Source organism: Carboxylicivirga marina, assembly GCF_016612505.1.
In the GTDB taxonomy this organism is placed as follows: domain Bacteria; phylum Bacteroidota; class Bacteroidia; order Bacteroidales; family Marinilabiliaceae; genus Carboxylicivirga; species Carboxylicivirga marina.
The window spans coordinates 68,705-94,919 of sequence record NZ_JAENRR010000006.1 but is presented as its reverse complement, the minus strand read 5'-3'; the positions used below and the strand labels follow the sequence as shown (position 1 = coordinate 94,919).

Here is a 26,215-nt window from a genome sequence, read left to right as displayed (position 1 = left end):
GATAGGCATTGGTAGAAAGGTGAAAAACGTAAATATTTCAATCCAAATAATATGATACAATTTATTAAGCGCTATGTTAAACTGATTTTAATGGCAACTGTTATGTTGCTATTAGGTGATTCAGTGCTTGCGCAAAACCTTAAGGGTTATAAAACAGGACAAGTAAGGATAAAGTTTGGACAGCATATGGATAATTCCCTTAAGGGGATGAGTATTCAAACATTAAAGTCGGGTACTGTGGCGACCGGACTTAATGAAATAGATAATTTGGCCCATGAGTATAAGGTGGTGAAAATGAAGCGCATTTTCCCAAATGCCGGTAAATTTGAAGCGAAGCATCGACGCCATGGTTTACATTTATGGTACGAATTGGAATATGCCGAAGATATAGATATTGAGAATGTACTTAATGCCTATAATGAAACCAGTGAAGTACAGAATGCAGAACCTGTTTATGAAGTAGAATTCTATAACGGACTTAATCGCAGAGAGCTGAAGTCTACCGATGCAACTGCACTTAATTTCCCAAATGATCCAAAGCTTAAAGATCAGTATTTTGTTTACAATAACAATGAGCCTGCTATTAATGGTGGTGCAGATACCTATGCGCTTAACGCCTGGTCGTTGGAAACGGGTGATAGTGATGTTATTGTTGCTGTTATTGATGGGGGAGTTGATACAAGCCAGGTTGATTTAAAAGCAAATTTATGGATAAATAAGGGGGAAATACCGGGTAATAATATTGACGATGATAACAATGGTTATGTAGACGATATTAATGGTTATAATTTTGTGACAGGCTCAGGGAAATTAACCCCGGATATGCAGAGGCATGGTACCCATGTTGCCGGTACAATTGGTGCCGTCACTAATAATGAAACTGGCATTGCTGGTATTGCCGGTGGCAGTGGTCAGGGCGATGGTGCTAGAATAATGAGTTGTGCCATTTTTTCAGACCGTTCTTCTACAGGTGCAACCGAAAAGGCAAATGTATTTATTTATGCTGCTGATAATGGAGCTGTTATCGCTCAAAACTCCTGGGGTTATACCTATCCTGGTGTTGCTGAACAGGTTGTGCTGGATGCGATTGATTATTTTATTGATAATGCTGGTTATGATGAGAATGACCGACCGGTAGGTCCGATGCAGGGCGGTATTGTATTTTTTGCAGCCGGTAATAATGGTGACTATGATGATTATTATCCTGGCTGTTATCATAGGGTACGTGCCGTTGGTGCGAGTGATTCAGAAGATAAAATTACCAGGTTTTCAAACTATGGGCATTGGGTTGATATTATTGCACCAGGTTCCAGAATACTCAGTACTTTAGGAGAGACAACATATTCTTTTATGGATGGTACATCCATGGCATGTCCGCAGGTTTCTGGAGCTGCTGCTTTAATCGTATCAAAATATAAAAATAAGATTACACCAAATGAAGTATGGACAAGGCTTAGAAATTCTGCAGATTCAATTGAGCACCTTAATGAAGACTATAAAGGCTTGATTGGAACGGGTCGTCTTAATACTTTTCACGCCTTAATGGAGTTGGAAAATGATAATTTGATTCCTAACCAGGTGACTGATCTTAGTGCTTCAAATATTGGACCGGTAAGCATGGATCTTCAGTGGACAGCACCAGGACGAGGTGCAGGTAACGAAGGTTCTGTCAGTTATTACGAGCTTCGTTATTCGGAAGATCCGATCACTGCTGATAATTTTCATCAGGCACAAGAGTTTAAAATGAGGCATGCTTTACCTGCTGGTGAGAGAGAAGAGATAAATTTAAATGGTTTGTATCCTGGTAAAAAATATTTTATTGCACTTGTAGCAAAGGATTATTACGGTAATCGATCAGAAATTTCAAATGTCATATCCGTTGTTGCTCAGGAAGCGCCGGTTATGGTGTTACCAAAAGGGGAAATACATTCAATAAATCGTCAGAATGGTAATATACATACTTTTGCATTGAATGTTTTAAATGAAGGACAAAGGGACTTAATAATCGATCCTTCTTATGAACTCACAACATATACAGGATTGGGCACTGGTAATATTTCATTTAACACGACTCAGTTAACTTTGGCTTCTGGTGCCAGTTTGGATATTCAGGTAGTATACAATATTAATGAAGATGTGCCGGATGGTAAGTATACGGCTAACTTCGTTCTCAATACGAATGATCCTTTCCAAAGTGAGGCAAAAGTGCCTGTTGAAATATTTATCTATGGAGACTCAGCATCATTGATTGCTCCTCAAAGTGTTGATTTAGGAAAAGTATATGCAGGTCATGAGACAACAAAGTCATTTAATATTTATAATGATTCTAATGTCGAAGGATTGTTGGTTGTTGAATCTTTAGAACTTTCAAGCACAGACTTATCAGTTAATAATCGTCTTCCAATATATATTATGCCTGGCGATTCTGCGCAAATAGATCTTAGCTGTCTGTCAAATGATGTTAAAGAACTAAGCAGTACAGTTGGGTTATATACTAACCAGGGAGTTGATGTCACAAACATAGCCATTTCTGCCAGTATTGTTAACCCTCCTGTTATAGATGTTGTCAATAACGATATGAGTGCTGTTGTACCACAAGATGAGAGCGAGGAATTTGTATTTACAGTAAGCAATTCAGGTGCTGATGAATTGCATCTTGATTTTTCGGTAAGTCCTATCATCTACGATATCAATAATAACTTGGTAAATCCTTTATCTCTTCAGACGGAATTGTTTTCAGATTCATTTTTGAGTACCGAGTTTTCTACTGGCTGGGAAACACAAAATGACGATGATAGTCAAGGGTGGATTTTAAGTGATGACGCCTCAAGTGATGGATTCATTATTCCTGAACATGACGGTATCTATGCCTCAGTTAATGACGATAATAGTGGCCAAACCAGTTATGGACGTAGGGATTATTTGATTACACCCGAAGTATCATTAGATAATTTAACTGATGTGACGCTGGAATTTGACAGTTACTATACTGGTGCCAATAGTATGCTTGCGACTGTTGAAATATCATTAAACAATGGAGAAACATGGATGCCGATTTATCAGCCTGAAGGAAATGAAGAGTGGGTAACAGAAACAATTAGCTTGCGGCAATTTGTCGGACAGAAAGTTAAGCTGGCCTTTCATGCTGATGATAGAGGTGTGCAATCGTCCGGTTGGGCCATTGATAATATTAAAATGACCGGAACGTTGGAATGGGCTGTTGTTGAACTTGTTTCAGGAAGTACACCGGTTATGCCAGGTGAATCAAGCGAATTTAAGTTGAGTATTTCACCATTTTTTCTTGAGCATGGCATCTATCAGACTACTTTGAATATCACCTCTAATGATCCTGCAAAATCAAAGCTTTCGGTGCCGATTATGCTTGAAGTATTAGGCACAGGTAATGCTTTGCTTTCCGAGCTTAAGCTGGATGGTGTATTGATTGATAACTTCAACCCAGAACAGTTTATCTATTACGTGGATATTAATGGTAGTGTGTTTCCAGCCATTGATGTATTGGCACAAAATCCCAATGCTGTTGTTGAACTGAGAGAACCAACCAACCTTGCGAGGGGATTTGAGGCTTTAACGGCAGAGATAAAAGTTGTATCAGCCGATGGTAGTAATAGCAGAACCTACACTATATTCTTCAAAGGACACGTTGGTATTTCGGAAATGGATGTAAGGCGATTAATAAATATTTATCCGAACCCATTCAATGAGATGCTTTATGTGGATAGCCAACGAGGGGAGCATGTTGTGTTAACAATTTATGATGTAACTGGTAGATTGATGCTACAAGAACAAATCAATGGAAATGGTTTACATTCCATTAATACATCTGCTTTAGATAATGGTATTTATCTGTTAAAGTTAAATATTGACGGGGAAAGCTATAATTATAGTAAAATGGTTAAAGTGAAATGATGTTAATAAGATAAAAGACCGATAGCCTGTAAACACTTTAGTATTTCTATATACTAAAGTGTTTGCTGTATTGTGACAATAGCATCGAAGTTTTATAATTGAGATTAAATAGTGAAGTTATTCTAATAGTATACTTATGAAAGTTAGATTTAATGCAATGACATCATTGCTTGTATTTATTTTATCTTTTATGCACATCACTGTCCATGCTGCATTCAATGATAGTATAGAAGTAAAAGGTAATGGTCCGAATATTATTATTAAAGCAGTTGATTTTAAAAAGAGTCAACCATTACGCACGCTTAAAACAGGTGTTGTACCAACCGATGAAAAGGCAACACCTAACGGAGTTCTTAACCTGCAATTTAAACAAGGCACCTATCCTTTTGCTGAAACCGCTTTGCCTCAAAATGGTGATCCAGTGGTGCAGCGCCAAATGGGTAAACGGGGTGCCAGTAAATTAAAAGGCATCAGTACAAATTTTGCCGGTCAGAAGACAAGCCGTAGCCCGTCTGATTGTATCGGGGCAGCCGGTCCCAATCACTATTTGCAGTCAGTTAATGCATCCTTTGCCATCTATAGTAAATTAGGTGAAGTGGTCGTTCCTTCAACAAGCCTTAGTGTTTTATTTGAAGGCCTTGAGGGAGCCAGTTATGATGATGGGGATCCGATTGTGCTTTATGATGAACATGCAGATCGATGGTTTGTTGCTGAGTTTTCAATAAAAGGCAGTAACGATTTTATGTTGGTTGGTGTTTCTGCCACTAATGACCCGACTGCTGAATGGTACACCTGGTCGTTTGATGTGGCTGATGAACCCGACTATATGAAGTTTGGTGTATGGCGCGATGGTTATTACATGGCCACCAACAATGAGGACGGGAATGATATTTATGTATTTGAACGTGATGCCATGTTGGCAGGTGAAGCCGCTCCTCGAATGGTTGGATTTGTTAATACCGAAAGACCTCGTAGTGGTTTTCATTGCCTGATGCCTCTTGACAATGATGGCGCCCTAGCACCTGAAAGAGAACCGGGACAGTTTATTACCATTTGTGATGATGCCTGGGAAAATAAGACCGATGCCCTATGGATTTATGAGCTGAATATCGATTGGAACGATACCAGAACGGCCTCCTTCCAAAAAGTACAGGAACTAAAGGTTCAACCTTTCGACAGTAACTTTGGTTCCACATGGTCTAATATTTCACAGAAAGATACCGATAATAAGGTGGATGCTATTTCGCACATATTGATGTATAGAGCTCAATATCGTAATTTTGGTGACCACCAGAGTGTGGTTTGTGCTCATACGGTTGATGTTAATGGTCAGGATCATGCAGGGCTTCGGTGGTATGAACTACGAAAAACCTCCGGAGAGTGGGAGCTTAGGCAGCAAAGTACCTATGCTCCTGACGATCTTAATAGATGGATTCCGAGTATTGCCATGGATAAAAACCATAATATCGCCTTGGGGTATAATATTTCGGGTGAACAGAATTATCCTGGAATTAGGTATTGCGGGCAAACAGGTGAAGAAAATCTAAGAGCATCTGGTATACTGGATATAAGAGAAACTGTTGTGTGGGAAGGTCAAATGTCGCAGAAGACAGGTAATCGATGGGGTGATTATGCTTCTATGAGTGTCGATCCGACGGATGAATCTACCTTTTGGTTTGCTGCCGAATATTATGAGAGCATGAAGGCGACGCGTATTTGTGCATTTAATATTGATAATCTGTTTAATCCCATCGTTTTTGACGCCAATGGGATTTCAAAATCGGAAATCCACCTTTCCTGGAAACTAAACCAGCTTGGCGAAAATGTACTATTAGCATGGTCAGCTACTGGTGAGTTTGGCGAGCCGCAACACAGTACCACTTATCAGGTCGGTGATGAATTATTAGGTGGTGGAGAAGTGATAGCAAAGGGATTATTAACTGACTTTATTCTTGATGAATTGCCAGCCAATACCATCCAGTATTTCAAAATTTGGTCTTTGCACGAAGATGGCAGCTATTCACCTGGAGTTCCAGAATCAGCGATGACAACATGTGCGAGTTACGACCTGGACTTTACAGAGGATTTTAATGGTGAAGTATTCCCTTCTGACTGTTGGGCTATATTGACTGGAAAAAATGGTCTTGGTACTCAATACGGATGGAAGCTATATACACCAGATTCACAAACCAGTGAGGCTTTTATCAGAAATGAAGAGTTGGAGAGTGGTCAAGTTGCAGAAGATTGGCTTGTTACGCCACTTGTTAATCTGGGTAATGGTTCGAAATTAACATTTAGTCAGAAACAGAGTAGTGCCAGCGATTTTAATTCAAGCTATCATATTATGGTATCAACAAAATCACAAACCAATCATGACGATTTTGTTGAAGTGGACTCATGGACTGAATTGGATTTTACAACGACTCATAGCGTGAAAAATGTTGACTTAAGTCAATTCGATAATCAGCAGGTTTACCTTGCTTTTGTGAACAAAAATAACAAAGGTGATAACTGGTTTATTGATGATGTAGTACTTAGCTCGATTTCTGATCCAAAACCTCTTGCTACCATGAACCTGATGCACGACTGTCCTTCTGCTTCCATTGAGTTGGTTTCTAATTTTGATGGATTACAGACATTTACCTTAAAAAATGATCAGCATGTTTTAATCGCTCAGATAGAACGTGACGCTTATTCTTATGTATTCGAGAATTTAACAGCTGGCAGGTATTATGGACAGGTGGAAAGAAAAGGAATCGCATCTGAACAAACTGAGCACGGTGAGTTGTTGAATGTCATTGTAAAAGACTCCCTTTTGTCTATTTGTTCTGGTGAGGAAGTGTTGTTTGGTGACAATTTGCTAAGTGTGTCGGGTAAATACACCCATGTTGTTGAGTCTGTAACAACTTGTGATTCTATTATTAATTTAGATTTAACTGTTGTTGTTATTGATACTGAAGTAGACAATAAAACAACAGAGTTGATTGCTAAAGAAAGAGACGCAAGTTATCAGTGGATGAAGTTGGAGGAGGATGGATTAGTCGCTTTAGAGGGGCAAACAGACTCAATATTTCATCCAATAGGAGATGGTATTTATAAGCTTATGATTACACAGAATGGCTGTAGCGAAATGTCTGAGTTTTTAAGTGTAGGAGATAATGCTATTGTGGTAATGCCATCAGGCACCATACGTGTTTATCCAATTCCGGCCGATGACCATATAAATGTTGAGTTTGACAAGTTGCAGGGGGATATTGAAATTAAGCTGTATTCAATCAACGGAGAGTTAATGTTTAATCGTAAAGTTAACAACATAACATCGTATCAGCTGGATGTTAATGACCTGACTCCTGGGTTATACATGTTAACAATCGTTGGAAAAGATGAGCCAGTCACCATTAAGGTGATTAAGAGCGCTTAGTATATACCTGAATAAAACTATATAGCTAAAAGCGTGTCGGACTTATGTGCTGAAGGCTCTGTTAATCCTATTGACATCGGTATCGATTATAGGGTGAGTCAAAATGCTAAAAAACGCCTATGTCCGACAGGCTTCTAGCAACCTTTTTTAACAAAACCATTAAACCGCTTAGCGCGATAGATGCGCTTAGTGGTTTTTTCATTTCTTTTGGTATTTACCTGCATAATTAAGTTTCTATTGTCTACTATTAATAGACGATTGAGCGTACTTGCTCCATATCTTCTACCTGCAAAGAAGGAACTAAACTCAAACTAAATTCACATTAAACTCAAAGTAAACTCATATTAAATTCGATTACAACTGAGTTTAATATGACTTAAATATGTAATAACACTAACTTGTAAATGACTTTATGGAGAAGGAAATTTGACTCGGTTAGCTTGTTGTTATGGTGTTATACCGATAAGCAATTACAATACACTTTATTTTCGCTTCACTCATAAGACATTTTAATTGTCTTTGGCATTACCAATTTATTTTAAAAATGGAATGAATATTTTGAATTTGTGCGCAGTTATGGATTATTAACTGTTAATAATGCTTGAACGAGACGACTTGAGTCATTAGTGGTTAAATTAATGACCTGCTGCTAAACAATGAAGGCTTGGCCTTGGTAAAACAGAAAAGTAGGAGCACTTATAGTAATTGATGGCAGTTGATACTAAACGCTTTTATACACCTCATGGCTTGAGTAGTATCTTTAATTGTGAATATTTTAACTTTTTAATGGCAGTTCATTATTAAATAGAGGTGATTTTTTGCTACTTACGTGCACTTAACTTTAGTAGAGACTTGTATTAAATGTTAATAAACAAAAAGATACAGGACTATTTTAAAAATACCTGATCTATATCAACTGAGCAATTGATATTTTTAATTTACACATATTCAATGCTTAGCGATTGAGGTTCGGATATAAATGAAACTTAACTGCTCATGAGCTGTGATAGTAATTACAATACTGGTTCTTTATATCGCTTCAACTTCATTTTTTCAAGAATGATAAAAAGTAATTTACCGATAGAATGTGGCGCTGTATGTATCAGGTAAATAGCGCCATGGCGTCAGCGTAGCAAGGAAAACCATGCTTATAAAAACAAGGAAAACAAACCTCAAATACGAGGCAAACAACTTCGGTGTTAGCTACTTAATGTCTTTTTTTGTGCTGTAGCAAATATTGGATAAAAAGAAGACGAATACTTTACATTCAAAAATAACACAATGTAAAGCCCAAAAAATACAAATTTGAGAAGCTGGTTTTTTAGGATTTGCTACAAAGGAAAACAGCCCAAGGCCCACTTGAAGAAGACGAGATTTGTGTGATGTTATATCATCAATAAGATATTAATGAGGTTAGTGGTGAAAATAGAAAATATAAATATACAAATGAACCTGGTGTTTTCAGGTTATCAAATGGATGTTTGTTGGACTTGTTTCATCCCTAATGCTTTAATCAGTAATATTTAAAAATTTATTTATGAGAAGAAAAATTTTTTCTATGATGCTAGTGGCCGGTATGGTCACATTCGGAAGTTGTGTCGGTGACGACATTGATAGTTTACAAGACCAGATTAATGATCTTGAGCAAGAGGTTGGTGATCTTCAGGCTGCTCAACAAGCTGCTTTAGAAGCGCAGGTTGCTACTCTTTTGGCTGAAATTGAAGCTTTGCAAGCTGCAAATGACAATCAGGATGACGCTGTGCAAGCTGAGATTGATGCCTTGTTAGCACAGTTAGCTATTCTTGAAACAACAGTTGCTGACAATAAAGCGGAGGTGTTTTTCGGCAATTTAACAAATCCTGATGAATATGCGGCATTAGCCAATCAGGCTGGAGCAAAGGTTGTTACTGGAGATGTAATTGTAAATACCATAGAAGAGGCAGCTTTGTTGGCAAATATTGTAATGGTTAGTGGTGATTTGGATTTAAATGTTGCTGCTGATTTGAACATTGAAACAGTTGGAGGTAAATTGGAGATTAAAGGGCTAAATGAAAATGGAGCAGTTATCTCTTTTCCAAATTTGTCTATTGTAGGTGTTTTTAAAGTTGATGGTAATACTGGAATCACTTCAATTAGTGCAGACGAATTAAAGTATGCTAACGAGATTAGACATTCTGGTACTAATATGTCATTACTATCGTTTGCAAAACTTATTGCTGCTGGATATGTGGAAGTAAATGGTGCTGATTGGAATGCAGAAGTACCTACAGCTGGTCCAGCTGAAGTAAATTTGAATGGCGCAAACGTTGGTGACCTTAGCCTAAGCTATGTTCATGGAGATAATTTAAAGATCTCAGTTGGTGAAGTAGCAGGAAACTGTAAATTAATGTGGAGTGGAAGAGCTGATTTAGAAGTGTTAGGTACTACAATTGGTGGTAAGCTAGAGGTCAAGAATAATCAAAGTGTATCTGTTAATGCCCCTAATTTAGAGGTGATTGAAGGTGGATCAAGTACTAGTTTCTTTAATAAAGCTATAGACATCAGTAATAACTTTAAGAGTGGAGATATGAGTAATAATTATCAAGATTCTGAAGGTATTCGTATGATGAATTTTGATAATTTAAAAGTGGCTCATGGATGTATCTTTATTTCAGGAAATCGTTATGTGTTAACTGATATAAACACTTTCAATAATTTGGAAGAAATGTCTCGTGGATATATTAAGTTTGTGCAGCACCGTTCTGACCTTGTTGAAGTAAATGTTTTCAACAAGATTCAGCAGATTATGACAAATGCATATATAGAATTAGATTTTTCAAATGTAACAACAAATGTTGTTGCTTTAAGTGCTCTTGAACAAGCTCAAAAAGTTAAGTTAACTACAAACACAACGGTACTTAATGATTATTGTGGAATGAAACCATTTTTCGATAATGTTAATAATGGAACTTATACTGGTCTTTTTGAAGTTTTAGATAATAATGTAATGGTTACTGACCTTGGAGGATGGGTAGGTGCTGTTACTGCCAACTGTTCTGGTGGTGGTATCGGAATTGGCATCTAATTCTTTAATTAATTGTAAACAAGTTCTAAATACAATCAGTAGGTTTATTTAGAGAATAAATATAAACAAACTCTTCGGTATCGTTAGTTAGTATATTGCCGGAAACAGTATGCTAGCGATACCGGAGAATTTCTAATTTAGTCTGGATGCCGGCTTTATGGTGTTCAACTCCAACCCAATCAAATTTTTGTAACAACTATTATTAAATAGGCGAATGACGTTGCAGGTGTAAGATCACCAGCGATGGTGATAGCATTTGCGATAAACTAAAAATAAACGAATGAAAAGTTTTCTGTGGGGATTTCTTTTAAGCCTGGTTTTTTCGGTGTCGGCGATGGCACAAGCTATTCAGGTTCAAGGAACAGTGACTGAGGAAGCCACCGGGTTAACCTTACCTGGGGTGAGTGTTTACATCGAAGGAACAACAACGGGTACCATTACGAATATTGATGGCCAGTATACGCTCGACGTACCTTCCGATGCTACTATTGTGTATTCATTTATCGGGATGAAAAGCATTAAAGAGGTAGTGAACGGACGTACCATCATTGACGTGCTAATGGCACCGGATAGCGAACAGATTGAAGAAGTATTGGCAGTGGGATATGCGCCATCTACTAAAGAAGCCTATACAGGTGCCGCTAAAGTAGTAAAAGCAGATGTGATTGAAAATCGCCCGGTTACTTCATTTGAAAAAGCCCTTCAGGGCGCAACTGCAGGACTACAGGTGACCAGTTCTTCAGGTCAGCCTGGTGCAACCGCTCAGGTCCGCATTCGAGGTATTGGTTCTTTATCGGCTGGTAGTTCGCCTTTATACATTGTTGATGGAGTGCCTATTACAGGAGGTATCAGCAGTATCAACCCTAACGATATTGAAAGTACAACCGTACTAAAAGATGCGGTCTCGGCAGCTCAGTACGGATCACGTGCCGCTAATGGTGTTATCATGATTACCACCAAGCAAGGTAAAGCCGGTAAAACAAACATTTCTTTTAGCGCACAAACGGGTGTAGCCAATCGTGTTTCCGATGGTTACCCATTAATGAATTCAACGCAGTTCTACGAGCACTCGTGGTCTGGAATTTACAATTTTGCCATTGATAACACACCTCAGGAAGGTGATACAGGATGGGACGAATATCAGAATATCGATGGTGGTGACCCACATCTTTATGGAGTACGAATTGCGCACCGTGATGTGAAAGACATTGTGGGATATAATCCATTTAGTTTGGAAAAGCCTTTGAATGACAATGGTAAATTAATACCGGGTACGACAGTAAATACCAATACTGATTGGCGCGATCAAGTATATAAAACCGGTATAGTACAGAATTATAACTTAAGTATGTCAGGTGGTACAGAAAGTACCAAAGTCTATTTCTCTTTAGGTTATTTCGATGATAATGGTACAGTTCTAAGCTCCAACTTTAAACGCTATAGCAGTAAAATTAATGTATCACACAAAGTGAACAGCTTTATTACAGCTGGTGTAAATACGTTAATGTCTTACAGCATTACAAACGGTCCGCCTTCAGGTTCCGGTGGTGCCAACCCAACACGTTCGGCAGATATTATCAATGCTGCCTCACCTGTAAAAGTGAATGGTGAATGGGCCTGGGGTAATAGAGCAGTACTTGATTTCAACCCGGTAGCTTTGGCCGAAATGGATATTTACCGCTCAAAAGGTATGCGCAGCATGATCAGCTCTTTTCTTGATATTAGCATACTACCATCTTTATCGTTTAAAACAACGGGTTCGGTGGATTACAGCCACTCAAAAGGATTGACGTATTACAACACGGAGCATGGTAATGGTGCATCTGTGAATGGCCGTAGCTCTATGAATTCTGGTGAAGGTTATGTTTGGAGTTTATCCAACCTCTTATCATGGAAAAAGTATTCAGGCTTGTCAAGCTATAAGGCTTTATTATTACAGGAATCGACAGGTACCTTTAGCGAGAGCATGAGTGCTGGAGTGACTGATTTTGCTATACCAGGTAAATACGACTTAGTATGGGGGAGCCAGCCGTCAACACCTGGTAGTGGTAGCTCTGAATCTAACTTATTGTCATACCTCGCTTCATTTGGCTATAGTTATGATGGTAAATATTATGGTGATATCAATGTGCGTACCGATGGTAGCTCCCGTTTTGGAGAAGATTACAAGTATGGTGTATTCTATTCCATTGGAGGTGGTTGGATTATGACGCAGGAAGCCTGGATGAAAGATATTTCTTGGTTAAACTTTTTAAAACTACGTGGTAGTTATGGTACAGCCGGTAACAACAACATTGGTAACTACGCTTCATTAGGATTATACAGTGGTGGTGCCAACTATGGTGGTTACCCAGGCCTTGGTGCTTCACAGCCTCCCAATCCGAATATACACTGGGAGTCCATGACCTCAACGAACATTGGTGTCGAAGCAACGATTTTTAATAACCTTTCCACCACTATTGAATTGTATGAAAAGAAATCAGATGGTCTCTTATATTCAAGACCATTATCATCATCCAAAGGTTTCACCAGCATCACCACAAATTTAGGTGCCATGAAAAACTATGGTATTGAGGCTGAGTTCTCGTATAAAAAACAAATAGGCGCACATATCACTAATACCACAGGATTTAACATCACGGCAAACCGTAATGAGATTTTAAACCTGGAGCAGGAACGTTTAACCGGAGCCACACAGATGCGTGAGCCGGGTGGCGATATGCACCAGTTCTATATGAAAGAGTGGGCCGGTGTGAATCCTGAGAACGGTAACCCAATGTGGTACACCAATGTGGCATCGGATGATGAAGACAATAATGCTGAGCCCGAGGGACATTTTCCGCATCCTAATGGTTCAGGGCGCATGGTCACTAGTAATTACGAAGATGCAGAGCGTACACGCCAGGGTTCAGCCATGCCTGATTTCTACGGAGGTTTATCCAACATGATGACTTATAAGAATTTCGATTTTAATTTTAATTGGTACTACAGTGTAGGTGGTCAGATTTACAACTACGATTATGCCACTAATATGCATGATGGTACAAAAATGGGAGACAACCTTTCGACTGACGCTTTAGATGCCTGGACACCTAATAACCGTTACACCGACGTCCCGAAGTATGTGCAAAACAATGCTAGCGGTAGTAACCAGATTTCGACACGCTTTTTGGAAGATGCGTCTTATCTGCGATTGAAAAATATTCAATTAACTTATAATTTACCTCAATCAATTTGTTCAAAACTGAAAATGCAAGGTTTAAAGGTGTTTGTCCAGGCAGAGAACCTTTTAACCTTTACCAACTTCAAAGGCTTTGATCCGGAAGGTGCTTTAAGTGGTACCACCAACAACAACATACCAGGTGTAAAAACCTACACTTTCGGTATTAAGATGAATATGTAGAATAAACTATTGAGATAATAAAAATTAAATTATAAAGAAATGAAGTTTTTGGATAAATATATAAAGATAGTCGTTGCAGCAGCGATCATTGGCTCAACAGTATCTTGTAGTGATGAGTTTTTGGATACCAAGCCTGAAACAGCGGTGTCGTATGAAGAAGCTTTTGAATCATTAACCAATGCTGAGTCGGCTTTGGTGGGTATGTATAATAATCTGAGTTCATTCAGTTTCGATGGTTTGTATGCGCCTATTATGGGTGATTTAGTAGGTGAGGATATACTATTGGATTCGAAACATAACTGGAACTGGTTTTTAGAAGTTTACCAATTGGAAACACTAGCCAATTACACATGGGCCAGTTCACCCTGGTCTGATGGCTACTTTTTGATTTATCAGGCCAACCAGATTATTGAAAATGCTGATAAGGTGCCGGATGCGACAGTGGCTGAGAAAGGAAACCTGAAAGGTCAGGCTAAGGTAATGAGGGCTGCTACTATGCTGAAGTTGGTTCAAATGTATGGTGAGGCCTACTCTGTAAATCCGGAAGCACCTGGTATATTAAATGCCAATAGTGCTAGGGAATGGGATGAGGAAGATATTGGCCGATCTTCAGTTCGTGAAATATATGGTCAGATTCTTAAAGATTTAAATGAAGCAATTCCAATGTTGGAAGACTATGCCAACCTTTCACCAAACGAACGTTCTCAAAAATTCAATGATTTAACCGCTTTTTTTAATGTACGTTCTGCCAATGCGTTTTTGGCAAGAGTTTACCTGGATATGGCTGGTTATGAAGGAGCAGAGGAGGATTATTGGGAGAAAGCCCGTGATCACGCCGCTGTAGCTAAAAAAGATATGGTATTAATGGATCTAACAGATATGTTTAGTGGCTTTAGCTTTCCTAATAGTGAAACCATTTATTCTATTAAATATACAGCCGATGATAATAATGTCTTCTTATCTATACCTTCGTTTTACTACCCTTTCGATGGTTATCGCTCGGTACGGGTTGATGCTGATTTTCTTGACACATTCAGTGCATATGATCAGCGCAGAAAATATTGGTTTGCCGATGGGCGCGAATTGATCTTCGATTGGCCATGGGATGATACGCCGGAGGCTGTGCCATACGATGAGGATAATTTCGTAGTCATGAAGTTTAATAGTATTGGTTTTCAAACTGGATATGCAGAGCGCATCAGCATTCGTGCATCAGAAATGTATCTAATTGAAGCGGAGTGTGAGTATGAATTAGGAAATGAAGATAAAGCGCGGGAATTATTGTTTGCTATCCAACAAAGAGCACAGCCAGGTGTAGATAAGTCAATTAATACCGGAGAGAATTTAATTAAAGAGATCTTATTGGAGAGACGAAAAGAGCTGGTAGGCGAAGGTTTCCGTTGGAATGATATCAAGCGTCGCAGCTTGCCATTCAAGCGCGAAGGTGATCACTGGTCGGAAATAAGGAATTTTCAGTTTGGCGATGAGGATTATTACCGCCTGACGTTCCCTATCCCTCAAAATGAGATTGATAACAACAGTGCTTTAACAGAGGCAGACCAAAACCCAGGTTATTAATTAAAAAAATGAAATTAATAAAAGGGTAAAATATTGTCTATGATTGGGAAAATAAATAAGTGTTTAACAAAGATTGGAATTTTACTAAGTATCATTTTGGTACTTAGTAATTGTTCCAAAGATGACGACATCGTGAATCTCAACCCAAATGCGGGGCAGAGTTTTCTGGATGTCGAGAGCGAGGGGTATGTGGTGACTCTCAATGCAGAGGAGCCGGTAGAAGGTCAGGAAGGAATCTGGCGCGTTTATAGTGGGGAGCACTATTATTTCGAGAATATAAATAATCCAAAGTCTGCTTTTTATGGTGTTCCGGGTGAAATCTATCGCCTTGGCTGGGAAGTAAGACAGGGGAAAGAATATAAAGCGGAAACCATTACGGTTTCATTTAAGCCATTGAATGCATCTATTGTATCAAATGTGGCCGATACCTTATTTAATAATGTGTCGATTGAACTAGAAGCAGAAGCTGCACAGTTTGGTGCCGAAGGTCGTTGGGAAATTATTTCAGGCGATGGCGGACGAATTGAACATGCAGATAATCATATTGCGCAGTTTATTGGTAAAGAAGCGACTGATTATGAATTAAATTGGATATTATCATTTGACAGTCCTGTTGATTCTTCTTTTAAGGTTCAGGATCATAAATCAGTATCTTTTCATACCGATATTTTGCGTGCCGATGCAGGAGAAAATAACCTGGATATTATTACTGCGAAAGAAGCAGATATTAAATATACCAACCTCAATGCGGTTTTACCAGCCGGTGGTATAGGAGCCTGGACTTTACTGGGGGCGACTGATGGAGAAGTATTAGCTGCCAATGATGCCAGTTCGGTATTTAAAGGTTCGGCTGATCAAATCTATCAACTACTTTGGACGGTTCAGGTTGATAACTACATTTCGACAGACACGGTTGAGATACGCTTCCGTGATTTATGGGGTATGTGGACCGATCCCCGTGACGATCAGAATTACCGTTTTGTAGTCCTAAACGGCTTGGAATGGATGGCTGATAATTACAATTACGATAGTAAGCCATATTCAGAAGGTGTACACCCTTACACCGAGTATATCCGATCCTGGTATTATGGTCAAACAGCCCGTGCACAAATCAAGGATGGTGTTCCGGTTGAAGGCAAGGAAGATAGAAAACATTACGGACGACTCTATAACTATTATGCGGCCTTATTCGACACACCACCTGATGGTTGGCGATTGCCTAGCTTTGACGAGTTCGAAGCTTTAATGATCTACCTTACTTCTGAAGGTATGTCTACAGATGATCTTGTGCTTGGTGGAAAGACAGGTTTGGATTTAATCTATGGTGGAAGCATGGCTTACAGCAATGATAGACCAGAGCAGAAAGATTATTTCGCCGAACAAGGTATTGCGGCTTATTACATGGTGTCCGATTACAAGGCAGAAGAGTTCAAATCTTTTGGTGCTCATGTCAGTAGTAATTACGGAGGGATTCACGAGATACCGATGTCTGCTTTCTTTACAGGTATTTCTGTACGCTATGTCAGGGAAGTAAGTGAATAAATGAATTAAAGATAAGGCTTATTGGTAGGTGGAATTTAAGTTGTGATTACGTGTAGTTTTTAGAGGCGAAGGCGTTGTTGTAATCTATGTTCATTTCTGTTTATCATCAAGAATAATAGTATTCATATGAAGAAATTAAAATATTATTTTCTCTTAATAGTTGTTTTCCTGCAAGTGCTGGCTGTTCAGGCTCAGGTGCCGATGGACGACATCGTTAAAGGAAAAATCAGAATTAAGCTCCATAAAGAGCAATTGCAGGAGCTGGGCTCATTAAAAGGGGCAAATGTCACAGGTACGTCCAATGTACTTGGGGTACAGCGTATTGATCAGTTAAGCGATGATATGGGCGTCACACGCATCAGTCGTGTATTTCCATTTTCTCCTAAAAACGAAGAGCGTCACCGTAAACACGATTTACATTTATGGTACGAATTGGATTTTGATGTTTCTGAAAATCCTAATGGAATGGCGGCCCTGTATGCCGAATTAGAAGATGTGGCCATTGCTAAGCCGGTGTATAAAAAAATATTTATTGAAGGGGATGGCACACCTGTTGAGGTGAATGTCGATTCCTTACGGCTAGTTGCTTCCGCCGGCAGTTATTCTGCAAGTACTCTAAAAAGTACGTCTGGTAATGCCAATGAAGCTGTTGCATTTAATGATCCTGAGTTGGTGAACCAATGGCACTATGAAAATGATGGAACCATTGGTGCGGAAAATGTTGATATTGACTTATTTAAAGCCTGGGCTAAAGAAACAGGAAGTACTGATGTGGTGGTGGCCATTGTAGATGGTGGTATAGATCCTAAACATGAAGACTTAATAGATAACCTTTGGGTGAACGAAGCTGAATTAAATGGTGAGCCTGGAGTGGATGATGATCAAAATGGTTTCATTGACGATATTCATGGCTTTAACTTTGTTTATGGTGGCCCGGTAACAGCCCATTTTCACGGAACACACGTTGCCGGAACGGTTGCTGCAGTTTCTAACAATGGCATTGGTGTTGCGGGTATTGCCGGTGGTGATTTTCAAGACGGAAAAGGTAATGGAGTGCGCCTGATGTCATGTCAGGCCTATGATACCAGGGGCGGTAGTGGTCAAGGTTTTGCAGCAGCCATTGTGTATGGTGCAGATAATGGGGCTGTTATTTCGCAAAATTCATGGGGTTATTCAACACCTGGTTATTGGGAGCCTGAAGTACTAGATGCCATTAAGTATTTTAAAGAAGAAGCTGGTTATTTTGAAGGTAGTCCAATGCAAGGTGGTATTCTCTTTTTTGCGTCAGGTAATTCCGGTAAAATGGAAGAACATTACCCGGCTGCGCACGAGGAGGTAATTGCAGTAGGTTCGACAGGACCTGAAGGAAATAATGCGCCCTATACAACCCATGGACCATGGGTAGATATTGTTGCTCCGGGAGGAGATCAAAGTGGCTCATTCGGCCCTGAAGGGGGAGTACTAAGTACCTTGCCGAACAATAAATATGGTTATCAGCAGGGAACATCCATGGCTTGTCCACATGTTTCAGGTGTGGCTGCATTGGTGGTGTCTAAGTTTGGCGGACCGTCTTTTACGGCTGCTGAGTTAGAACAAATGATATTAGGTTCGACCACCGGATTAACTTTTGAACACAATGATAACTATGGAATAGGAAACCTGAATGCCTTAAATGCCTTAGCGGAGGATTTACGTATTGCGCCCAATGCCATTGATGATTTAAGTGCTTTTGATATTGCACACAATGAATTGTCTCTTGAGTGGACAGTACCGGTTGATTCTGATGATTTTCGCCCTATTAAGTTTCATCTTGCTGTGAGTGGTAGTTTGCTAACGGCTAAAAACTTTGATCAGGCACAGGTTTTTGATCTGGAAAACCCATATGAAGCTGGTAAAAACGTGCAGATTCGTTTACCCGGCTTGCAAAAGCAGACAAAATATTATTTTGCCGTTAAGTCTTCTGACCGTTATGGCAATACATCTGTTATTTCTAACGTATTGGAAGTAACCACAACCGATGCACCCTATTTTAAGGAGTCAACACGCGAACTGTTCTTCGATATCGATGTGTCGCTGCTGGCACTTGAATCAAAAAACATTCAGTTTTCTAATGATGGTGAAGGTTTGGTGCATTGGGCCAGCGAAACCATGAACAATAGCAAATTATGGATAGACCTAGCTGATTGGGAAGAGACGATTAGCGAGCAGGCTGCAGCAGCTGCTGCCGAACCACAATTATATCATGCTACGCGACCTTATTTACAAAGTGAAGAAGGTGGTTTAAAAAGTGGGACAAAAGAGCACTTTTTAAATGACCAAACAATTAGTGTAGGCGGACAATCGTATGAGACTGGTAATGGCTATTACGATGTTGTAGGTTCCGGTTCACCAAATGCGGGTCTGATATACGGAACACGTTTTCAGGGACCTATTAATTTGACACACATTGAAATGGCTTTGTATTTTACCCAAAAAGAAAAGCCAGTTACCATTGAAGTTAAACGAGGCAGCGAACGGATTGAAGATGCAAATACCGTATTAGTCCAGGAGTTTTTCGTAGATACAGTTAATGTGATGAACTTTTGGAAAATGCCACTTTATCAACCGCAGAATATGCACGAGGAAGAGTATTTCTGGGTGGTACTGCATTTTCCTAAGGAAGAACCTTATCCCTTGGTAGTGGAGCAAAATGCCCCTTATTACGAAGATGCTTTTATGATATCGACTAACAATGGTTATACCTATAATGAAGCCTATCATACAATCGGTGTGAATAGAGTGCCTACTGTTAGAGCACTAACATCTGGTACAGATGGCGCTTTCGCATTCATTGATCCGACTTCCGGTTCTATTAAGGCTGGTCAACCTCAGGATGTTAAGGTGACTGTTGATGCCAATTACTTAAGCAATGGTAAACACATGGCTACTTTATCGGTATATACAACCGATATATTTAAACCTGGGGTTGCTATTGATGTAAAAGTAAATGTAAGCGGACAAGTAGCCGGGTTTAAAGCTGAGGATATTTATACCTTTGATGCTTTTGCCAATGTAGAACAGGAGTTCTTGTTTGATGTGGTTAACAGTGGTTACGATACCTTGACCATCAAAGATGTTAGTGATGTTAATGGTTATTACACCAAAGCATTTGAAGACTCCATCAACATTTTACCTCAGCAAAAGCTTAGTATCCCATTGAACTACCTGACTACACAAACAGGTATCTATAATGAAGATATCACCGTTCATACAAATATAGGCGATCAGGTGATGACGGCCCAGGTGCGCAGTGCTGAAGCACCCACCATGACCGTTTCTGCAGCCTCTGCTGTTGATGTTGTAGTACCTTATAATGGTTCAGCAGATATATTAGTGGATATTACTAATACCGGAACGGGTTCCGTTTTAGCTTATGATATCAATGAGTATCATAGTACGCGTGTTTATAATGGTTATCAACTCAATGGAGGAAGCTATACAATTACAACTTCTGATGATGTGGGTGGTCCGGTAGCAAATTCATGGGAAAACATTGAGCCATATGCCGAAATATATCCAAGCGATTTTTATAATGCACATCGCATTAAGCTGAAGCATGACTTCCCATTCTTCCATACCGAGTTAAGTGAATTGGTATTGAATAGGTTCCTTCAAATTTATGGGGCTGGTAAAGATGAAAATGGGGTGAATACTGGATTTGCCTTCGTAAGCATGGATTGTAAGGATGCTAATGTTAGTTTCAAGGATGCTTATTATCATGATTTTGGGGATCGATTTGTGTTTACATTAATTGGTTATTTGAATGGAGATGAATACAAAAATGAGCCCGATATTCGTACGCAAGTTGTTTTATTTGCTGATGGAACCATTGAGTACCGCTACGATAATGTGGATGCCATTGTTAATAATAATTTAAATAACTGTGTTATCGGTTTTAAAGGATTTAATACGGCTGATACGGTCAGTTATGCCCGCTGGGATGATGGGCTGGAACCACTTAAAAATGGTTTAGTGTTACGCTTTGCTCCGGAGAAGGATATGAACCTGGTATCTACTGATGATACTGGTGGTTCAATAGCTAGAGGACAAGCGCAACAAATTAACTTTAAAGTAGAGCCATCTCAAATTGGCGCTCCTGCAGGGAGCTACGCCAATACCATCCGTGTAAAAGCCAATACACCTGATTTATTTCAGGAAATACCGGTTAATATAACCGTTACAGGCGAACCACAACTATCATTGGCCGACACAGTTGCCTTTGATGTGGTAAATACGGGGCAAGTGGGCGAAACTTTCCTGGCAATTACAAATTCTGGCAGTGATATTGAAACCATTACGGCAGGACAAGTGGTGTTTGGCGATAATGCATTATCTGTGCTTAGCGAATTGCCATTTGAAATAGCTCCGTTTTCAACGCAACAATTAAAGGTAGCCTACGCTCCAAGTGTTGCAGGCGAGCTATCAAGCAGTGTGATTATCAACTTTACAAACGGCCAGGCGCTTTCGTCAATTGTTACGGCAACTGCAAAAGTCGACCCGGTAATGATAACGAATTTGCCAGCAAGCATTGATGAACAAATCAATGCTGGTGAGATGATAAACATTCCGTTTACCATCGCAGCTACAGATGCAGATTTGGAGTATAGTTTTACGAATTCAATTTTCGCAAAAGCTATTCGCGATAATCAAAGAATGGGTGAAGGCTTTACTGAAGAGGATTTCCAACAATTAGGAGAAGGCTTTAAAGCACACGCCGATACCTATATTTACGGCTACAATTGGCAAGAAGGAGAAATACATGGTGCTGATCATCGTTGGGACGACCTAAACGATTACGACGATGTGGATACCTTACACATTATTCAGGGTGGTCAGTATGTACTAGATTTAGGTTTTGAATTCCCCTACTATGGTGAAGTATTTGATACCATCTGGGTGTCTAAGAACGGATATGTCACACCAATCTTACCACAAAGTGATATTGTAAATCTGAATTTCTTGAAAGAGGATGGTATTATGGGAATGATTGGTCCTCACGTTTCAAGCATGATTCCTGATGAAAATGGAGGAGGGGTACTTCTACGTCAATTGGACGACCGTGTCATTATACAATGGGATAAGTTTATTGGTGACGGAGGCTATATGTCATATGATGTGACCTTTCAGTTAGAATTAGTTAATGATGGTTCTATTTACTTCCACTATTACGATATTGATTTGTGGGACGCCCCATTAAATTATGGACTTGAAAGCCCTGATGAGTCGGAGACCATGGAAGTGTATCGTCTGTCTTCTTTAACCAAGAACTATAAAACAATAAACGATCACATGACTTTAGCCCTCACACCTCCATCAAAAGGAGTAGTTCTGGAAGGAACAACGGCTAACTTTAATCTACAGCTTTCAGCTAAGGATCTTTATGCCGATGGGGTATACCAAGATACTTTGGCCTTATATAGCGGAAGCAAAACCGATGCTTTGCGAAAAGTACCAATTCGCTTGACTGTAAACAATGGTGTTAGCGTAGTTAAAGCACCTGTAGTGATTGATGCTGGTCAGATAATCTATAAAGAGGGCGTAACTGTGAATGCCAAGGCACAACAAGCTATTGTTTTGACCAATAAAGGGCGTGGAATCGCATCTGTAAATAAAATTCCGGATGTTAATCTTGTGGGGCTAAGCTTGTATGATGCTGATGGAAACCAGTTAATAAGATCAAGCAGCTCAGGTTTATTATCATCACCAATAGTATTGAATCCTTGGGAGAATGATACCCTGATAGTCCAGGTGCCGGTTAATACTTTGGAAAGTATTGATGGTGTACTGAGTTTTGAAGGAAATTTTGAAAGTGTTTCAACTCAGTTTGTAGCAAATGTAGTATCGTCTCCTGAGTTTGCATGGACGGCTGTTGATCAAAACATTGAAATGCTCAATAGTGAAGAGTATGAATATACCTTCTCCATCAGTAATAATGGGGAAACGGATTTAAATTATAAGTTACTGCCAACGGTAGTGCCGAAGCTTCAGGAAGGTGAATACCCAGGTGATATTGAGGAGTTTGGCACGTTGTTAACAAGTAACATTATTACCATTGACTCGGTTGCACATGATCGTAAGCAATTAGCCGATGGCTATCAAAAACCATATACGGCCTATTATACGAATTTGTTTGATGCCCCTGAAGGCGGTTTAATGATCACCCATGTTAAGGTGAATATTAACTTACCTGACCCAAATCAGTTGGTGGATTTACACATTGCCGTGGGAGGTGGAATACCATTGGAAGGAGCTTGGACTATTCCGGACTGGGATAACAATGTGGAGTGGCCTGATCCTGATACGACGCTAATACCAGGCATTGAAGCCTACCGACAAACTTACCGTATACCAGAACAAGTGACTGAAAACTGGGTGTATTTTCCACTTGAGGAACCAGTAAGTATTCAGGATGGTGAGCATTTCTGGGTATCGGTAAAGCAAAGCGGAGCGATGGGTTACGATAATCATATAGGTGAGCAATACGCCATGGAAGACACCATTCGTACTGGTGCAGACCATTGGAAATACCCTCTTCTATGGAATCCAACAGAATCAGATCGGATATGGAAAATCAGACCTGTTACTGGCATTGGTGATGATGGACAGTGGTTGACAGCCGAGCCATTAAATGGTACAGTCGCTGGTGGTGAGTCAGTTGACATTACAACAACAGTAAGCGGTGATTTTGCCAATAAAGGTGAGCATGAAGGACAACTGATTGTTGTGACCAATGATGTGTCTAACAAAGAAAACAGGATTAATTACAATGTTAAAGTCAATGGTTACCCTGAGTTAGTATTTAAACCGAACAGTTATCAGGATACCTTGCGCATGGTGGAAACCGAAACGCATTTTCTGAATTATGTTTTTGAAGATCCGGAAGGAGAAACAGTAACGTTCAGTATGGATGAAATTAATAATGATTCCATTAAAGTTATAACTGAGACTGTTTCGGCTTATGGTGCTAAGGTTAAGGTGATTACCAATTATGATAGTGATGGCTATTATGAAATACCGGTAAGTTTGACCGATGCTGCCGGTAATGTATTGAGCGATACCATTCGATTTGAAGTGGCTGACTTGAACAGAACCCCATATTTTAATCCGGTTTATAGGAACATTGAGATTAATTTGGCAGATCCAAATCCGATGATCATTAAAATCAATGATTTGTTTATCGATCCGGATGGTGATAAGTTGTACTTGCAGGCTGGTAATATTAACCAACAAGTCTTGGACATGGCCTTAGGGTACGATTATATTACGCTTCATCCAAAAGCATCAGGAATTGGCTTCCTTGTTTTTGCTGCCGACGATGGTAAAGAAAATGGTTATAAGTTCGATTACAGTACTGTAATTGTTACCAATAATCCGGATGCGGTACCTAATGACTTAAATAGTTTCGAAGGCAATGAACACTTGATGGAGCAATTGGCACAGGGCATGGTCATTTCACCTAATTTGGTGCAAGATCAACCATCTAATGTGTTGTTCAATCTGGAAGAAGATGCCGATGTTCGCTTGGAATTATACAATATGAAAGGCCAATACATTGATGCTTACCTGAATACAAAAAGAGGCGAAGGCCTTAATCAGGAGCAAGTTGACTTTTCAACATTAACACCAGGATTGTATCTGTGTCGCTTTGTGGTAAATAATGAAGTGAAAAATACAGTTAAAATAATAGTTAAGTAATTAGTAGCCCTCTCTTGTCATAGGTAAGAGAGGGCTATTGTATTATCAGTTTTCACTGGTCCAATCAACAGTAATGAATAAAAAAACTACAATTCATATTCTTTCTCTTATTCTGTTCACGACAATTACCTTTATCCGTTGTTCAAAAGAGGATGATGAGATTAATCTAAACCCTCAAGCGGGGCAAAGTTTTCTCAATATTGAGAACGAGCGTTATACAGTCACTTTAAATGCTGAAGAGCCCCCTGAAGGACAGGAAGGGATCTGGCGTGTTTATAGTGGACAGCATTATGAACTTGGCAATGAGAAGGATCCTAAGTCTACTTTTTCCGGTATGCCGGGAGAGATGTATCGCCTTGGCTGGGAAGTGAGTCAGGGAAAGGAATATAAAGCAGAAACCATTACGGTTTCATTTAAGCCCTTAAACGCATCAATTACAACAAACGTTGGCGATACCTTATTTAATAATGTGTCGATTGAATTGGAAGCAGAAGCTGCGAAATTCGGGACCATAGGTCATTGGGAAATTATTTCTGGTGATGGCGGGCGAATTGAGCACGCCGATAATCATATCGCACAGTTTATTGGTAAAGAAGGAACTGATTACGAATTAAGCTGGAGACTTGTATATTACAGCCCTGTTGATTCTACTTTTAAGGTTGAGGATGTGAAGTCGATAGCATTACATACTGACACCTTGCGTGCTGATGCAGGGGAGGATCGTCGTTATATCAGAAATAAGGTTGAAGACGAAATAAAATATACTGCTCTTGAGGGCTTTTTGCCAGCAGGAGCAAGCGGCCAATGGAACCTTATTGAAGGAGAAGGTGGACTAGTGTACATGAGTCAGCATGCGACCTCCTTGTTTGAAGGCCAGGCAATGGAGGATTACTTCCTGACCTGGACGGTGGAATTAGATGGATATACATCAACAGATACCGTGAATATTCATTTTCGTGATAAGTGGGGGCTTTTTGTCGATGAACGCGATGGTCAACATTATCATACCGTAGAATTAAACGGACTGGAATGGTTCGCCGAGAATTTCAATTATTATCAGGCTCCTAATGAATATGCCTGGTCCTTCTACTACGGACAGGCAAGTCAAGCCTATATTAGAGATGGATATGCCGTAGAAACGGAAGCAGACAGAAAGTACTATGGTCGATTGTATAATTACCCGGCAGCCTATGAATGGGCGCCAGAGGGATGGCGTATTCCAACACTGCAGGAAATAAAAGATTTAGTAGAGATCTTAGGGGGAGAAAACCGTGCTATGCCAAAATTAGTTGATGGAGGAGAAACCGGATTGGATTTGGTATTTGGTGGATTACTTTCCTATAGTGGTAACCACGTTGAAAATAAGGATTTCTTTTTTGACCAGGGGAAAATTGGGTACCTCTGGACTGATAGTTTCAACCCCGATACCTACGGGTGTAAGTTAATGTTTTTTGATCACTATAATTCAGTAACTCAGGAAGTATCAGCTTTGTATCAAACATGCTCGGTGCGTTATGTACGTGATATTAAATCGGAGGAGTAAGAA

The 26,215-nt window shown here is 39.6% G+C and carries 8 protein-coding genes; all 8 read left to right on the top strand.

The genetic code is table 11. The features are described 5' to 3' along the window. Positions 1-51 precede the first annotated feature (51 nt). The 8 genes from JIV24_RS03935 to JIV24_RS03900 all read left to right on the top strand — a co-directional run bounded on the left by JIV24_RS03935 (position 52) and on the right by JIV24_RS03900 (position 26,212). Positions 52-3,927 carry a S8 family serine peptidase gene (locus JIV24_RS03935; protein WP_200463708.1) on the top strand — a complete coding sequence of 1,292 codons (3,876 nt, stop codon included), beginning with the start codon at positions 52-54 and terminating at the stop codon, positions 3,925-3,927. A gap of 136 nt (positions 3,928-4,063) precedes the next feature. Next, positions 4,064-7,348, top strand: coding sequence for a T9SS-dependent choice-of-anchor J family protein (locus JIV24_RS03930; RefSeq protein WP_200463707.1), 3,285 nt, complete (start codon positions 4,064-4,066; stop codon positions 7,346-7,348). A 1,537-nt stretch (positions 7,349-8,885) separates the two neighbouring features. Continuing rightward, positions 8,886-10,412, top strand: a complete 1,527-nt coding sequence (locus JIV24_RS03925; RefSeq protein ID WP_200463706.1) for a hypothetical protein — start codon at positions 8,886-8,888, stop codon at positions 10,410-10,412. A 280-nt stretch (positions 10,413-10,692) separates the two neighbouring features. Further along, positions 10,693-13,815: a SusC/RagA family TonB-linked outer membrane protein gene (locus tag JIV24_RS03920; protein ID WP_200463705.1), complete on the top strand. Its 3,123-nt coding sequence runs from the start codon at positions 10,693-10,695 to the stop codon at positions 13,813-13,815. A 39-nt stretch (positions 13,816-13,854) separates the two neighbouring features. Then, entirely contained in the window at positions 13,855-15,393 is a 1,539-nt protein-coding gene (locus JIV24_RS03915) for a RagB/SusD family nutrient uptake outer membrane protein (RefSeq protein WP_200463704.1), read from the top strand. 39 nt (positions 15,394-15,432) lie between these two features. Beyond that, a complete protein-coding gene (locus tag JIV24_RS03910) occupies positions 15,433-16,935 on the top strand; it encodes an FISUMP domain-containing protein (protein WP_200463703.1) in 1,503 nt (500 codons plus the stop codon). Between the two features lie 126 nt (positions 16,936-17,061). After that, complete coding sequence (locus JIV24_RS03905; protein WP_200463702.1) at positions 17,062-24,669, top strand: S8 family serine peptidase; 7,608 nt, start codon at positions 17,062-17,064, stop codon at positions 24,667-24,669. 73 nt (positions 24,670-24,742) lie between these two features. After that, a complete protein-coding gene (locus JIV24_RS03900) occupies positions 24,743-26,212 on the top strand; it encodes an FISUMP domain-containing protein (protein WP_200463701.1) in 1,470 nt (489 codons plus the stop codon). Positions 26,213-26,215 lie beyond the last annotated feature (3 nt).